The 13,448-nt window shown below is 41.8% G+C and carries 10 protein-coding genes and 1 pseudogene; 6 read left to right on the top strand and 5 right to left on the bottom strand.

All coding sequences use genetic code 11. The annotated features are described in order from the left end of the window. Positions 1–483: 483 nt before the first annotated feature. From gltS to BCU94_RS09120, 3 genes and pseudogenes are all read right to left on the bottom strand, one after another. Entirely contained in the window at positions 484–1,740 is a 1,257-nt protein-coding gene (gene gltS / locus BCU94_RS09110) for a sodium/glutamate symporter (RefSeq protein ID WP_076537419.1), read from the bottom strand. 603 nt (positions 1,741–2,343) lie between these two features. Further along, a pseudogene (locus BCU94_RS09115) lies at positions 2,344–3,376 on the bottom strand (IS110 family transposase). A gap of 239 nt (positions 3,377–3,615) precedes the next feature. After that, positions 3,616–4,614, bottom strand: coding sequence for an NADP-dependent oxidoreductase (locus tag BCU94_RS09120; RefSeq protein ID WP_076537421.1), 999 nt, complete (start codon positions 4,612–4,614; stop codon positions 3,616–3,618). 123 nt (positions 4,615–4,737) lie between these two features. On the opposite strand from BCU94_RS09120, the gene BCU94_RS09125 reads away from it, so the two are divergent. Next, the gene (locus BCU94_RS09125) at positions 4,738–5,643 is read left to right on the top strand and encodes a LysR family transcriptional regulator (RefSeq protein WP_102438327.1); all 906 of its coding nucleotides are present in this window, start codon (positions 4,738–4,740) and stop codon (positions 5,641–5,643) included. Positions 5,644–5,727: 84 nt separating this feature from the next. After that, a complete protein-coding gene (locus tag BCU94_RS09130) occupies positions 5,728–6,273 on the top strand; it encodes a GNAT family protein (protein ID WP_241903516.1) in 546 nt (181 codons plus the stop codon). A gap of 156 nt (positions 6,274–6,429) precedes the next feature. On the opposite strand, the gene BCU94_RS09135 is transcribed toward BCU94_RS09130, so the two are convergent. Next, entirely contained in the window at positions 6,430–6,933 is a 504-nt protein-coding gene (locus BCU94_RS09135) for a DUF2062 domain-containing protein (protein WP_102438323.1), read from the bottom strand. A 28-nt stretch (positions 6,934–6,961) separates the two neighbouring features. Here BCU94_RS09135 and BCU94_RS09140 point away from each other — a divergent pair, with 28 nt between their 5' ends. From BCU94_RS09140 to BCU94_RS09155, 4 genes are read left to right on the top strand one after another with little or no spacing between them, the layout of a single operon-like run. Continuing rightward, positions 6,962–9,439 carry a DNA internalization-related competence protein ComEC/Rec2 gene (locus BCU94_RS09140; protein ID WP_102476204.1) on the top strand — a complete coding sequence of 826 codons (2,478 nt, stop codon included), beginning with the start codon at positions 6,962–6,964 and terminating at the stop codon, positions 9,437–9,439. Positions 9,440–9,478: 39 nt separating this feature from the next. After that, positions 9,479–11,278 carry a lipid A export permease/ATP-binding protein MsbA gene (msbA, locus tag BCU94_RS09145; RefSeq protein ID WP_102476205.1) on the top strand — a complete coding sequence of 600 codons (1,800 nt, stop codon included), beginning with the start codon at positions 9,479–9,481 and terminating at the stop codon, positions 11,276–11,278. Then, the gene (lpxK, locus tag BCU94_RS09150) at positions 11,279–12,286 is read left to right on the top strand and encodes a tetraacyldisaccharide 4'-kinase (protein ID WP_102476206.1); all 1,008 of its coding nucleotides are present in this window, start codon (positions 11,279–11,281) and stop codon (positions 12,284–12,286) included. It begins immediately after the preceding gene. Next, entirely contained in the window at positions 12,273–12,446 is a 174-nt protein-coding gene (locus BCU94_RS09155) for a Trm112 family protein (RefSeq protein WP_076537432.1), read from the top strand. The genes lpxK and BCU94_RS09155 overlap by 14 nt, the downstream gene beginning before the upstream one ends. Before the next feature lie 121 nt (positions 12,447–12,567). Here BCU94_RS09155 and BCU94_RS09160 read toward each other — a convergent pair whose 3' ends face one another. Next, on the bottom strand, positions 12,568–13,431 hold the full coding sequence (locus BCU94_RS09160) for an MBL fold metallo-hydrolase (RefSeq protein ID WP_102476207.1): 864 nt from the start codon (positions 13,429–13,431) through the stop codon (positions 12,568–12,570). Positions 13,432–13,448: the final 17 nt, after the last annotated feature.

Raw genomic sequence — 13,448 nt, forward strand, 5'->3', positions numbered from 1 at the left:
TCAAATAAAAGCATTTCCCACTTTTTCTGCTGGATTGAATTTAGTTTATGAGTTAATTTTGGCGATTAAGGATGAAATATTCAGTCCTTTGACAGGGATCGTCCATCAGTAAATGAATGTAGGTGTTGGCAACTCAAAACGAAAGGCGATATGTTATAACTTCAAAATAATGGGTGGCTTTGTTAATTAATTTTTGGTGATTAATGATGAAGTATTTAGTCCTTTGGCTGGAATAATCACATCAGTTAATGAATGTAGGTGTTAGCAACTCAAATCGAAAGGCGTTATGTTATAACTTCTAAATAATGGGTGGCTTTTTAATTAACATTTTAATTAATTAATGGGTGGCTTTTTAATTAATTAGATTTTAGCAACTCACTTGCGTGTTGTTGACTGGCTTGGCTGGCGTTTAGAAATAAAGAAACGGCCTTGCAGTGAACAAGGCCGTGAAGTTAAATCAGAGAAATGTGTGTTAGCTGATGATTAGTAATAGGCAAAAAAGTTAATCCACAAGGCATTTACGATATCGATAAAGAAACCACAGACCAGCGGTAAAATAATAAAGGCCCGATGGGCGGCGCCGTGTTGTTGGGTTACAGCCGTCATGTTCACGATGGCTGTTGCCGTGGAGCCTAATGTCACCCCCCCAAAGCCGGCACAAATCACCGCAGCTTCGTAATCTTTACCCATGGCTCGAAACACCACAAAAATCGTGTAAAGCACCGACATCAGTACTTGTAGACCAATGATCACGAGGATGTAGAAGAAGCTGCCTTCTAGCTCCCATACCTTTAAGCCCATTAAGGCCATGGTTAAGAACATGCCTAAACAAATATCTTGAATTAATGTCAGGCCTTTTTCACCATCACGTACATTATTTAATAATTTAGTACTGTTCTTTCGTAATACGTAAATCTTTAAGCTGTTCCCAATAAGGATACCGGCTAACAAGCAGGCCACAAACATGGGTAATTTTAAACCTAGATCGGTTAAGGCTGCATTGATGAAATGCCCCCCGATAAGGGATAAATTTAAGAATAACCAAGCCCTTAAAACACCAAAGTAATCAACTTGTAGCCCTTTGTCACCGTCTTTGTGAGTGGTACCTATATCCAGTTCGCTATCATGGTTACCGGTTAGTTTATGGCGTTTCATTAAATAAGCAGCAATGGGACCGCCAACCGAACACGCTGCAATTAAGCCTAAGGTATTGGACGCAAGTCCTAGCTCTAAGGCATTGGCAATACCCAAATCGTTAACAAAGGTTGGGCCCCACGCCATTGCGGTGCCAACTCCCCCAGTGAGTGAAATTGAGCCAGACATTAAACCCGCCTTGGGGTCAAAGCCAAATAGCGTGGCAACACTGATGCCTAACAGGTTTTGCAAAAAAATGTATAAACCGGCAAGCAGCAATAGTACTAATAAAGGTTTCCCCCCCTTGATAAGGGTGGCAAAGTCGGCTTTTAGGCCAATCCCCGCAAAAAAGTAGAGCAATAGTATATCGGCCACGTCTAGTTCAAATTGAACTTGGATATTAAAGGCGTAATACAAAATACCGACGATACTGGCGCAGAAAAAGCCGCCAACGACTGGCTCTGGAATACTATACTTTTGCAATACAGCACTTTTGGAAATGATGAATTTCCCCATAAATAAAGCAGTGATAGCCAAAGTAAAAGCCAGAAAGGCTTGCACTGGGACCAGTTGCTTAGCTGCTTCATGAATTACATTTGGTTCCATTGGAGAGTTTATCCTTGTCAAAAAAAGGTCGATTGTACTCAATTTTACTGAGTTAGCCCAATCGGGTTACTGTATTCTAGATTGTCTGGCTAAAAGGGCAAAGGAGTAACAGTGACGAGTTATGCATATTCCTCTGCATACACTGAGCTTTACACTTGTATGGCTGATAATGCATTGCGGGCTTATTTTGTGATTGTGTTAACAATAACATGGCCATATATGGACGCTCCCGGTGAGTCAAGACAATAGTCTGCCTACCGAAGGCTTTTGACCTTGGTTTTCTTCTAAACTATTCACACTTGCTGTTGTTATTGATGTCACTCATGTACCGCTTAAAGCGGTTGTACTGCCATATATACGGGCTTAACAGTGTAGCTGTGCCCCTAATGAATTCCGTACCACTGCGCCGTTTAATTGTGAAACACCCATTCGGATTAAGTTCATCCTTGGCCTTTTCTGGCTTACATTGGTTGGACTGAGCCATTACTTCATCGTTTACAACAACCCTGGTGAGTTATTAATGTGCTATCTCGCCACTCATATCACCCACTCGGGTTAAATACCCTTGGCCAGACCGAGCTGTGCAAGATAGCGACAACGGTTTTAACATGCAACATGATAGGCACCATACTGAGGCTGATACGGGGTTTTGTTTTTGCGGTAATATCCACATCAACCTTGCTAAGCGATGGGCTGTAGCCACCACAGTACAACACATGGTTTTTCGAGTCCTAAGCTGGTTTATCCACATGCTTAAGTCATCTTGTTTTTTGCTTGCGTGGCTAACGACGGTTCTTGCGCCGTGTATCAGTTGCTTACGCAGATAGCCGTCACCTCGCTTGGTTATTCCTGAATGGACGCTTTTAGTACCTGAAGCAAATTGTTTTGGGGTTAACCCCAACCAGACAGCCAGTTCTTTTGGGCTATTAAAGGCTTGACCTGAGCCGATTGAAGCCGCAAAAGCGGAAGCGATAATAGGTCCTACACCTGGAATGCTGAGTAAAATACTGCCATTAGGATCTTGCATGGCAAGTTGTTCTATCAGTGAGTTAATTTGTTTCAGACGTTTGGTCAATACTTGATACTCGTCCCAGAAATCATTCGCCATCAGCTTGATTAACGGGCGTTGATGGTCATCATTCATAATGTCCCACATTGCCAGCTCAAACGCGCTATAGCCTTGAGGGAAGCAGATGCCAAAATCAACTAATACGCCACGAATTTGACTTGTACAGGCGGTTCTTTGTCGAACTAAGCGCTCTCTGACTCGATGAAGCATTAATACTTCCTGTTGCTCTTCTGTTTTTACAGGGACAAAACGAATATGGGGTCTCAAACTGGCTTCAAAAATAGCCATGACATCATTTTTGTCGTTTTTATTGCCACGGACAAAAGGAGTCACATGCTGTGGGGGTATGAGTTTGACGTGATGCCCCATACTGTTGAATTTTCTTCCCCAGTAATGTGCAGAATAACAAGCTTCAAATGTCACATTACAAGGCGGTTGAAGCTGCATGAACTCGACAAGTTGAATACGGTTAAGTCGTTTATTAAAAAGCTGTTTAGCGTGTACATCCATGCCGAGAACGTTGAAGACATTTTTTGCCAAATCGATAGCAATAGTGGTAACTTTCATAGTGGACGCTCCTTATGTAACTGAATGGTCAACATCAGTTTGGCGCATTGACGCCGGAATAGGGAGCGTCCATCTCATCACCCATTTTAATTGGCTATTGTATTTTACGCTGAGGTAGGTGCAGTAATTCTCGGTGGAATTAGGAGAAGATGACAAAATAAAAAGGTATTAATGCCACTGCATTAATACCTTTTTGTTGCTTTAACCCTAGCGCTTGTCAGCGTTGGCACTGAAGCCTATTAAAGCTTAACCATCAATTTGCCTTTGTTGGCACCAGAGAAGAATAAGTTCAATCCGTCAATTGATGACTCTAAGCCATTAAGTACATGGGCGCGGTGTTTGATTTTACCTTGCAGTACATAAGGGGTGAGCTTAGCCAATAAGCTTGGCACTTCGCCAAAGTGATCAGGCATTGTGAAGCCTTGAATCGTGAGGCGTCTTTTTAAAATATTCATCCAGCTAGGGCCCGGTGCCGGTGTTTGGCTGCTGTAATCGGCAATTAAACCACAAACCATGACACGGCCATGTGGGTTCATTTTATCGATAATTAGGCTTTGGATTGGGCCTGCGGTATTTTCAAAGAATAAGTCGATGCCATTTGGGGCACATTGTGCAAGTTTGGCTTCAAGATCATCGGTTTTGTAGTTAATGGCTGAATCAAAACCAAGTTCATTGACAATCCAATCTGCTTTTTCATCACTACCAACTACCCCAATAACCGTTAGGCCATCTGCTTTAGCAAGTTGACCAACAATTGAGCCAACAGACCCCGCAGCGCCGGTAACAATAATGGTTTCGCCAGCTTTGGGCTTACCGACATTAAATAGGCCTTGAGTGGCGGTTAATCCCGGTAGCGCAAATACAGACAGTATTGCTTCGTCTGGTAATGGCGCATCAACTTTGTTTAAGCCTTGACCATTACTGTGAAAATATTCTTGCCAGCCCATCATGCCCATCACGCGATCGCCAACTTTAAAATCGGGGTGATGGCTTTCAACGACTTCACCGACACCGCTACTGCGCATTACTTCACCTAAGTTCACTGGCGGAATATAGCTGTCAGTATCAGGTTGCATCCAACCAAACATGGCAGGGTCTAATGACATATGATTTTGTTTTACTAAAATCTCGCCTGGGTTCACGGTTGGCATTGGCTTTTGTACCACTTCAAAAATATCAGCGGTGATTGGGCCACCTTGTGGACGCTTTACTAAGTTGATGGCGGTAAATGTGCTCATTGTTGTTCCTTGTCTTTATTTTTATCAATTTTGCTATTGAATGCATTATTGCTTTTCTTTTTGATAAGATATAGTAGCTAAAAAGCGATACTTTATTGCTTTAAAAACAATAATGAGGCTTTTATGGATCAATTACGGGCGCTTAAATATTTTGTGAAAGTGGTGGAGTTAGGCAGCTTTACCCAAGCGGCTAAGGCTTTTTCTGTACCGGCATCATCATTATCAAGACGGGTTGCAGATCTTGAAAACTCCCTTGGGGCGACGTTATTAAAGCGTTCAACCCGCGCCGTCAGTTTGACTGAGATTGGCCGAGAATATTATCAGCAAGTATCAAGCTTGCTAAATCAGCTTGAACAAAGCAATGAGGCGGTGAGAAGTTATCAAACTGAACCTATGGGGAAATTACGCATTAGTGCCATGGTTGGCTTTGGCCGTGAACAGCTGCTGCCATTGATGGATGAGTTCTCAAGGTTATATCCCAAAGTGATTTTAGATATTGAGCTCAGCGATGAACTGTCGTCTGTTGGACGTGATGATGTGGATATTGCCATTCGTGGTGGTTATGCCCCTAATGATCGCGTAGTGGCGATAAGGTTAATGGACAACCAGTTTGTACCAGCAGCGACCCAGCAGTATCTAGCGGACTATGGCGTACCTTTACACCCAAATGAGCTTAAACAACATAAAGGCTTATATTATCGCTCGCCAAAAGGCCGCGTGCCGTGGCTAAGTAAAATTAATGGCCAGTGGCATGATGTATCAGCCCCTGTTGAGGCGATCAGTAATGCTGGTGAGTGGTTAATCGATAAAGCGCTGCAACATCAAGGCATAGTGATGATGCCGCGCTGGGTGCTAGCACCATTTTTTGAATCTAATCAGCTGACTGAATTACAGTTTGAGCCGCCATTATCAGCCAGTCAAAGTGATGATTTCGGGGTATATCTTATTTATCAAAAGCAGCGCTATCATGTCCCTAAGGTCAAAGCGGCGGTAGATTTTTTAGTGGCTAGGATTAAACACGCTAAATAACTTAGTTTATGTAATATTCAAAGCAGCTAGCATGTTTAAATATTGGCTGTTATGACAGTGTCTACATCAAGAGTATCATTAGTAATGATTGCAACACCAACAATAGTAACCACAAGGCTGACGCTCCGCGCTTTTCAAGCCGATGATTTAGCAGCATTTGTAGCTTATCGAGCCGATCCTGTGATTGCGCAATATCAAAGCTGGGATGATTATCAGCTCGAAGATGCCAAGGCGCTGTTTACCAGTATGGATTATGGTTTGTTTGGTGTTGCTGGTAACTGGTTTCAGCTAGCTATTGTCGATAAAAGCCAACAGCTAGTAGGCGATGTAGCAGTGCATTTTGTCGACGATATGCAGATGGAGCTTGGTTTTACCATAGCGAGAGAGTATCAGCAGCAAGGTTTTGCTACTGAAGCACTGGCAGCAGTGATTGATTATTTGTTTGTCAGCTTAAACAAACATCGCATAACGGCGATAACTGATGCCGAGAACCTAGCATCAATAGCGTTACTAGAAAGGCTTGGATTTCGAAAAGAGGCCCATTACTTAAAGAATATATTTTTTAAAGGGAAGTGGAGCGATGAGTGCGGCTTTGCACTGTTGCAACAGGAGTATTTTCAGCAGTCTTAATAACGGTATTTATCACAATCGTTATTGTTGTCGCTATCGGTAGAGTGTGGTCGATAACTCAAATCTAAACCTGAGCTTTAAAAGCAAAAAGTCAGCACAAAGCTGACTTTTTTATTGGTAATTCGATTTTACTCACTAGGGCGAACAGTTGTGTGATTAGTTTCTTTTTTTCCATTTAAATAAAATCGAGTACTTCCATAAGCTCTTAATCACAAAAAAACCGATAAAGGCAAATATTGCACCGAGTATAATGCAACCCAGTAAAAATGGCGGCCCTACGGTACTGATAGAGCTTTCAACCCATTGCCAGCTGGCTTCAAAATTGAAATGAGCAGTGTTATGGCCAAGAATTTTTGCTCCTAAAATATAGGCAGCATAAAACATAAATGGCATGGTAAACGGGTTTGTTATCCAAACTAATGCCACTGCCAATGGGATATTGACGTTAAAAAATATCGCCATGCCTGCAGCAATAACCATTTGAAAAGGAAATGGTAACCAAGCGACAAATAAGCCCACCGCAAAGGACCCCGGAGCCGATTTTCGGTTGAGGGTCCATAAATTTGGTTTATCCAGCAAACCACCAAAAATACGTAAATATTTATTGTTACGTAAAGTCTCAGGCTTCGGCATAAATTTTTGTAATAATTTTTTTGGCATATATGCGATTACTGTCTTTAATTAACCGATGATAAATCGATTTGTTTATGGATTTTGCGTTAGCGTCCTATTTAGCAATTTATTGCCAAGTTTACTTCCAATATCGCTAGCGGTTTTAATGTTTGTTATTGGGGTACTCACGTTAAAGAGGTGGCCATTCATCAGTGGCTGCCTTTTAGGTGTCTTTTGGGTTTCCATTTGTTTTTATTCATTATTTTCACATCAAGAAGCTGAACATCCAGTCAGAAAACAATTTAAGGCACAGATAGTATCACTAGTTAGCAAAAACAGCGACTGGATAAGCTTTAATGTTGTTTTACTATCAGCGCAACATTCGCTTTACAAGCGATACTATAGACTTAATTGGCAACAAGCGCCTGAGGTAAAAGTTGGGCAGGTATGGGCGTTTGACGCCAGAATGAAGCCCATTACCAGCCCGATTAACCAAGGTGGTTTTAATCAACAAAAATATTTATTAAGCCAACACATTGTCGCAAAAGGCAGTGTTAAACAGTCACAGCTTATCGATTATAAATTGTCTTTAAGGCAAAGAGTAATTAGTGATTTCAAACCGAAATTACAACATTTAAGTCATTATCCCATCATCAATGCGTTGTTGTTTGGCGATAAAACTGACATTTCTACCGAGCAATGGCAGGCGTTAAGATCAACGGGCACAGGTCATTTAGTTGCGATTTCAGGGTTACATTTATCTGTAGTGTTTGGTCTTAGCTGGAGTTTATTTAGGCTGTTATTGTTAAATTTCATGGCAACATCCTCTCGGCGTAATCTCATCTTGGCGGTATTAATGGCAGCAATGGTTGCTGCTGGTTATGGTTATTTAGCTGGGATGGCTATATCCACTCAGCGGGCATTGATGATGCTGTTAATGATTGTGTTGCTAACCGTATTTAGACAACACGCCTCGACTTGGCAGCGCTTGATATGGGCGTTATTTGCGGTGTTGGTATTTGACCCTTTTGCCAGTTTAAGTGCTGGTTTTTGGCTTAGCTTTAGCGCATTGGCAATAATTTTATTTACCATCGACTATCTTGGGGTTAAATCCACAACGGAGTTAAATCCCCAGCAATTGAACACAGCTGTCGAGTTAACGGATGTTCAAATTCAGCAAGATGATAGCTTAAGGGCTCGAGGATTGCGGCGTTTGAGTCAGCTTAAGTCAAATTTGATGGGTTTTCTAATTAATTTTTGGGCGATTCAGTGGCGCTTATTTATCGGCCTCGGGCTAATACAAGCGCTGTTATTTGGTAGTATTTCAATCCACAGTATTTGGATTAACTTTTTGATGGTGCCATGGTTTAGTGTCATTGTTATTCCGCTGTGTATGTTGGCTTTATTGCTAAATAGTGTCTTAATGCTGTTACCTGCACCTGAGTTTATAAGTTATGCAATAGTTAGCACATTATTGTGGCTTACTGATCATAGCCTTGCCCCTTTTTACTACCTGTTAAGCCTAAGTGGGCAGTTACCCTTGGCTCAATTTCACCTTTCAGATGCGCTGACAGTCAGTTTACTATTACTTGCCTTAGGACTGTTTCTATTTAAGTGGGCTAGCGACATCCATTGGCGAGTATGCTTTGGATTAATGGCGCTGCCTTTTATGTTTCAGGTATATGGCTTTATCAAAGATAATACTCAACCCCTATCGACTAAGCTGTTGTGGCAAATGCATGTATTAGATGTGGGTCAGGGCATGGCGGTGTTATTACAACAAGGTCATAAAGGCATACTTTATGACACTGGCGCGGCTTATGGTGACAATTTTAGTTACGCCCAAAGAGTGGTGATACCCACATTAATGGCTAAAGGTGTGACTGAGCTAGATTATTTAATCATAAGTCATGACGATAATGATCATGCTGGTGGGGTGAATGAACTACTTAAGCATTTCAATAAGCTAACTATTATCAGTAATATCGATAAGTACCAGCAAACTGATATAACCAATACAGTGCAGTTTGATGCGCAACTAGCCGATAAAACTCAAAAGCAATGCGATGATAGGACGTTTAATTGGTTTAATTTAGCCATTACTTTAACCAGTAACATGGCAGCAAAAAGTGATAATAACCAGTCTTGTGTTGTGCATATTGATGATGGCAATAACCGTGTTTTACTGGCCGGTGATATTGAGAAACAAACTGAACAGCGGCTGATACAAAGCGGCTCTTTACTGGATGCTGATATCCTACTTGTGCCACATCATGGCAGTCGTACTTCATCGTCTGCAGAGTTTATTGCGGCCGTTAATCCCAGCGAGGCAATTTTTACTGCGGGTTTTGCTAATCAGTATGGTTTTCCTAAACATGACGTTGTTGAGCGCTATAAAACCCATGGTGTTACCACGCTTGTCAGTGGCGAAACAGGCCAGCTTAGTATAGATTTTAAACGTCAAAGTTATAAAATTCGACCGTATCGTACAGTTATTGAGCCATTTTGGTATAACAACTTGTTTAGATTTGGTGTCCAAGTTAAACCAGAGTAGAATACGCCTTTGTTAGCAATTCGAGTATTAATGTAATCAATGACAACAACTAATAACGAAATGTCGAGCGTCTTTAAGCGCCTTCTAACTTATCTTGTCCCAATGAAAGGGATGTTTCTGTTAGCTGTATTGGCATTATTGACCTACGGCTTGGTTGACGCTGCATTCATTTACTTCATCAAACCATTTATTGACGAAGGCTTTAGTCAAACTCCGTCAGTGGTCGCGGGCGTAGAAGTGCCGAGTCACGGCGGCTTTAATTCCAATAACAATATTATGATCATGGCACCGCTAGTGGTTATTGGAATGTTTACCCTACGTGGCTTAGCCAATTTCGTGTCGACTTATTGTGTGTCTTACATGAGCTCGAGATTAATCATGGATATGCGTCAGCAAGTGTTTGAGCATTATTTGCGTTTGCCTGTAAGCTATATCGATCGCGAAAATAGTGGTAACCTCATTTCTCGAGTGACCTTTGATACCGAACAAATTGCCCGTGCATCAGGCAGTGCGTTAATCTCTATTGTACGTGACTCTATTACCGTCATTGGTATGTTAGCTATCATGTTCATCTATTCTTGGAAACTTTCCATGTGCATCCTAGTCATTGGCCCATTAATGGGGATAGTGATTAGCGTTGTGAGTAAGCGTTTCAGAAAAGTCTCTAAACGCATCCAAGCAGCCATGGGCAATGTCACCGCAACCACTGAGCAAATGATTAAAGGTCATAAGAATGTGTTGGCGTTTGGTGGACAAAAGACTGAAGTCGAGCGCTTTCAAAAAGTTAATGAGGGTAACCGCAAGCAAAATATGAAACTTGCTGTAGCTCAAGCCGTCAGTCAACCGGTTATTATGATCATCGGTTCATTTGCGTTAGCGTTTGTATTGTACGCCGCCACATTCCCAAGCTTAAAAGCCGATTTAACCGCAGGCACATTTGCGGCCATTTTGGGCGCGATGATGGCAATGCTTCAGCCGATTAAAAACTTAACCCGTGTGAATGCTGAATTTCAACGTGGTATTGCCGCATGTACCACAGTTTTTGAACTGCTAGATACAGCACCTGAAGCCGATACGGGTGAATTTGAAACTCAGCGCGTTAAAGGTAATTTAAAATTCAATAACGTTACCTTTAGTTATCCTGAGCAAGAAAAACCAGCCTTAACTCATGTTGATTTTGAAGTGAAGCAGGGTAAAACCATTGCCCTTGTTGGACGCAGTGGTTCGGGTAAATCAACCATTGCCAGCTTAATCACCCGTTTCTATACCGGCGTGTCAGAAGGGCAAATTACCTTAGACGACGTTGATATTTATGATTACAAATTAAAGTCATTACGTAATCAGGTGGCGTTAGTATCACAGCAAGTTACTTTATTTAACGACACTATAGCTAATAACATTGCTTATGCTTATCCAGGTGAAGCCACTCGCGAACAAATTTTACAAGCTGCAACCCTAGCTCATGCGATGGAATTTATCGAAAATTTACCTGAGGGGTTAGATACTCAGGTGGGTGAGAATGGCGTATTGCTGTCGGGTGGCCAACGTCAACGTATTGCTATCGCTCGGGCGATGTTGCGAGACGCGCCAGTATTGATATTAGATGAAGCAACATCAGCCCTTGATACTGAATCAGAAAAAGCGATTCAGCAAGGTCTTGATAACTTGCGCCATAATCGTACCTCGATTGTGATTGCCCACCGTTTATCAACCATTGAAAGTGCTGATGAGATTTTAGTTATCGATCAAGGCCAAGTAGTTGAGCGTGGTACTCACAGCGACTTAGTGGCAAAAGAGGGCGTGTACGCTAACTTATATCAAATGCAATTTGGTAGTTAAATGCAGGCGTTAGTCAATAAAATTTGGTACCAAGGACACCGCGCTAAGTGGTTATTATTACCACTGAGTGCACTATTTGGGTTGATATCCAGTGTCAGGCGCTGGGCATTTAAACTTGGTTTTAAACAAGCGCAAGTATTGGATGTCCCTGTGGTGATTGTTGGCAATATTACCGCTGGTGGCAGTGGTAAAACCCCAACGGTTATTTACTTGATTAACTTATTACGTCAGCAAGGCTTCACCCCTGGGGTGATCAGTCGTGGTTATGGTGTCAATATTGATGGGGTAAAAACCGTCAAAGCAACCGATAACGCCGCAGATGTGGGTGATGAACCAGCAATGATTGTGGCTCGAACACAAGTTCCTATGGTGGTCGGGGCGAAACGCATTGACGCTGCAAAACAGTTACTGAGTGAAACCAATGTAGATGTGATTATTAGTGATGATGGCTTACAGCATTACGCGCTTGCACGTGATATTGAGATCAATATTGTTGATGGTCAGCGCCGTTATGGTAATCAATGCTTAATACCTGCAGGCCCGTTACGTGAAGGTTTATGGCGTTTAAATAGCATTGATTGGGTATTAAATAATGGCGGTGTAGTGCAAGGCAATGAAGTGGCGATGAGTTTAACGCCAGCAGCCCTTAAGCCTGTAAAACCCAATTCAACTCAGCAATGGCAACCACAAGCTGCTATTGCAATGGCAGGTATTGGTAACCCTCAACGTTTTTTTGACAGCTTATCATTGCAAGGGTTTAGCCTTGCTGAGACTAAAGCTTTTGAAGATCATCAAGCATTTGATGAAAATGAACTGAAACAGCTCTCAAAGCAGCATCCATTGATCATGACCGAGAAAGATGCGGTTAAATGTCGCGATTTTGCACAAGATAACTGGTGGTATTTGCCTGTAAATGCGAAGCTTAATACTGAATTTGATACCGCTTTTTTGAATAGACTTAACCAAGTCATAAAAGATAAACAAGGAAACCTCCATGGCGTTCGATAAAAAATTACTTGAGATTGTGGCTTGCCCTGTTTGTAAGGGTAAATTAGAATTCGATAAAGAAGCCGACCAATTGATTTGTAAAGCAGATAAATTAGCTTACCCAATTACTGAAGGTATTCCAGTGTTGCTGGAAAATAGAGCTGAGCCAATCGAGTCGTAATTTGATTGTTATCGAAAAAGCGCCTTAATGGCGCTTTTTTATGGCTGTTTATATCCTAGTTTGCATCACTATATTGCGCTGATAAATACAGTGTTAGCAGCCAATATAGGAAAGTTTTACGCTATTTTTTCAGTCCTTGATAAAGAGTATCAATCCATTTTTCTTCGGATATGAAATTCCAGCTCCAATTTTTCCATTTCTTATGCATTCCTTTCGCTTGAATATTGGCTAACGAGTGGCCTTCTTGGATATTCTTGTTCATCCAATTAATGGAATGATCCAGCATATGCTTAAATTTCATGAGATCATCTTTATTAGCAAGTGCACCATGACCTGGGATCACTTGGGTGTCATTATCCATTGATGCGAGTAATTTAGCGACATTGTCACGATAGCCAAGTACAGATCCGCCGCCCTTTAAATCAATATATGGAAAACGGTCTTTAAAAAACAAATCCCCCATGTGCACAATGTTGGCATTTTTCCACATCACAACACTATCCCCGTCAGTATGGCCAGGCCCGAGGTGCTTCAACACCAAAGTATCCTTGTTAAAATGAATTGATATATCAGTCGCGTAGGTGACAACAGGTAGCGCAGATTTTGGCGTATCTTTATCGGCGCTGAGCCGAGTTAGTACATTGTCATGGGCAAAAATAATCGCTTGCTCACCAAAGTGGGCATTACCCCCAGTATGATCCCCATGATAGTGGGTATTGATGACATACTTGGGGCTGCCGGGCTGGATTTTATTTAATGATTGGCTAATTTTGTTCGCCAGCGGCGCAAATTGATCATCGATTATCAATATGCCATCACTGCCGGCTGACACGCCAATATTACCGCCAGATCCCACAAACATATAAGCAGTGTCACTGAGTTGTGTTGAGCTAATTTTTACATCTTTGAAGCGGTCATCATCAGCCACAGCGCTAGATGTTATTAGTGATAATGCCAGTAAACTTGTTTTAATTTTATGCTTCATTTGTCGTCCTTTAATGT

It is taken from the genome of Shewanella sp. 10N.286.52.C2 (genome assembly GCF_002874545.1).
Taxonomy (GTDB): domain Bacteria; phylum Pseudomonadota; class Gammaproteobacteria; order Enterobacterales; family Shewanellaceae; genus Shewanella.

Coding starts and splice junctions, on each gene's coding strand:
- BCU94_RS09125 (WP_102438327.1), top strand. CDS start 4,738: ATGGATCAATTACGGGCGCTTAAATATTTTGTGAAAGTGGTGGAGTTA.
- BCU94_RS09135 (WP_102438323.1), bottom strand. CDS start 6,933: ATGCCAAAAAAATTATTACAAAAATTTATGCCGAAGCCTGAGACTTTA.
- msbA (WP_102476205.1), top strand. CDS start 9,479: ATGACAACAACTAATAACGAAATGTCGAGCGTCTTTAAGCGCCTTCTA.
- BCU94_RS09130 (WP_241903516.1), top strand. CDS start 5,728: ATGATTGCAACACCAACAATAGTAACCACAAGGCTGACGCTCCGCGCT.
- lpxK (WP_102476206.1), top strand. CDS start 11,279: ATGCAGGCGTTAGTCAATAAAATTTGGTACCAAGGACACCGCGCTAAG.
- BCU94_RS09160 (WP_102476207.1), bottom strand. CDS start 13,431: ATGAAGCATAAAATTAAAACAAGTTTACTGGCATTATCACTAATAACA.
- BCU94_RS09155 (WP_076537432.1), top strand. CDS start 12,273: ATGGCGTTCGATAAAAAATTACTTGAGATTGTGGCTTGCCCTGTTTGT.
- BCU94_RS09120 (WP_076537421.1), bottom strand. CDS start 4,614: ATGAGCACATTTACCGCCATCAACTTAGTAAAGCGTCCACAAGGTGGC.
- BCU94_RS09140 (WP_102476204.1), top strand. CDS start 6,962: ATGATAAATCGATTTGTTTATGGATTTTGCGTTAGCGTCCTATTTAGC.
- gltS (WP_076537419.1), bottom strand. CDS start 1,740: ATGGAACCAAATGTAATTCATGAAGCAGCTAAGCAACTGGTCCCAGTG.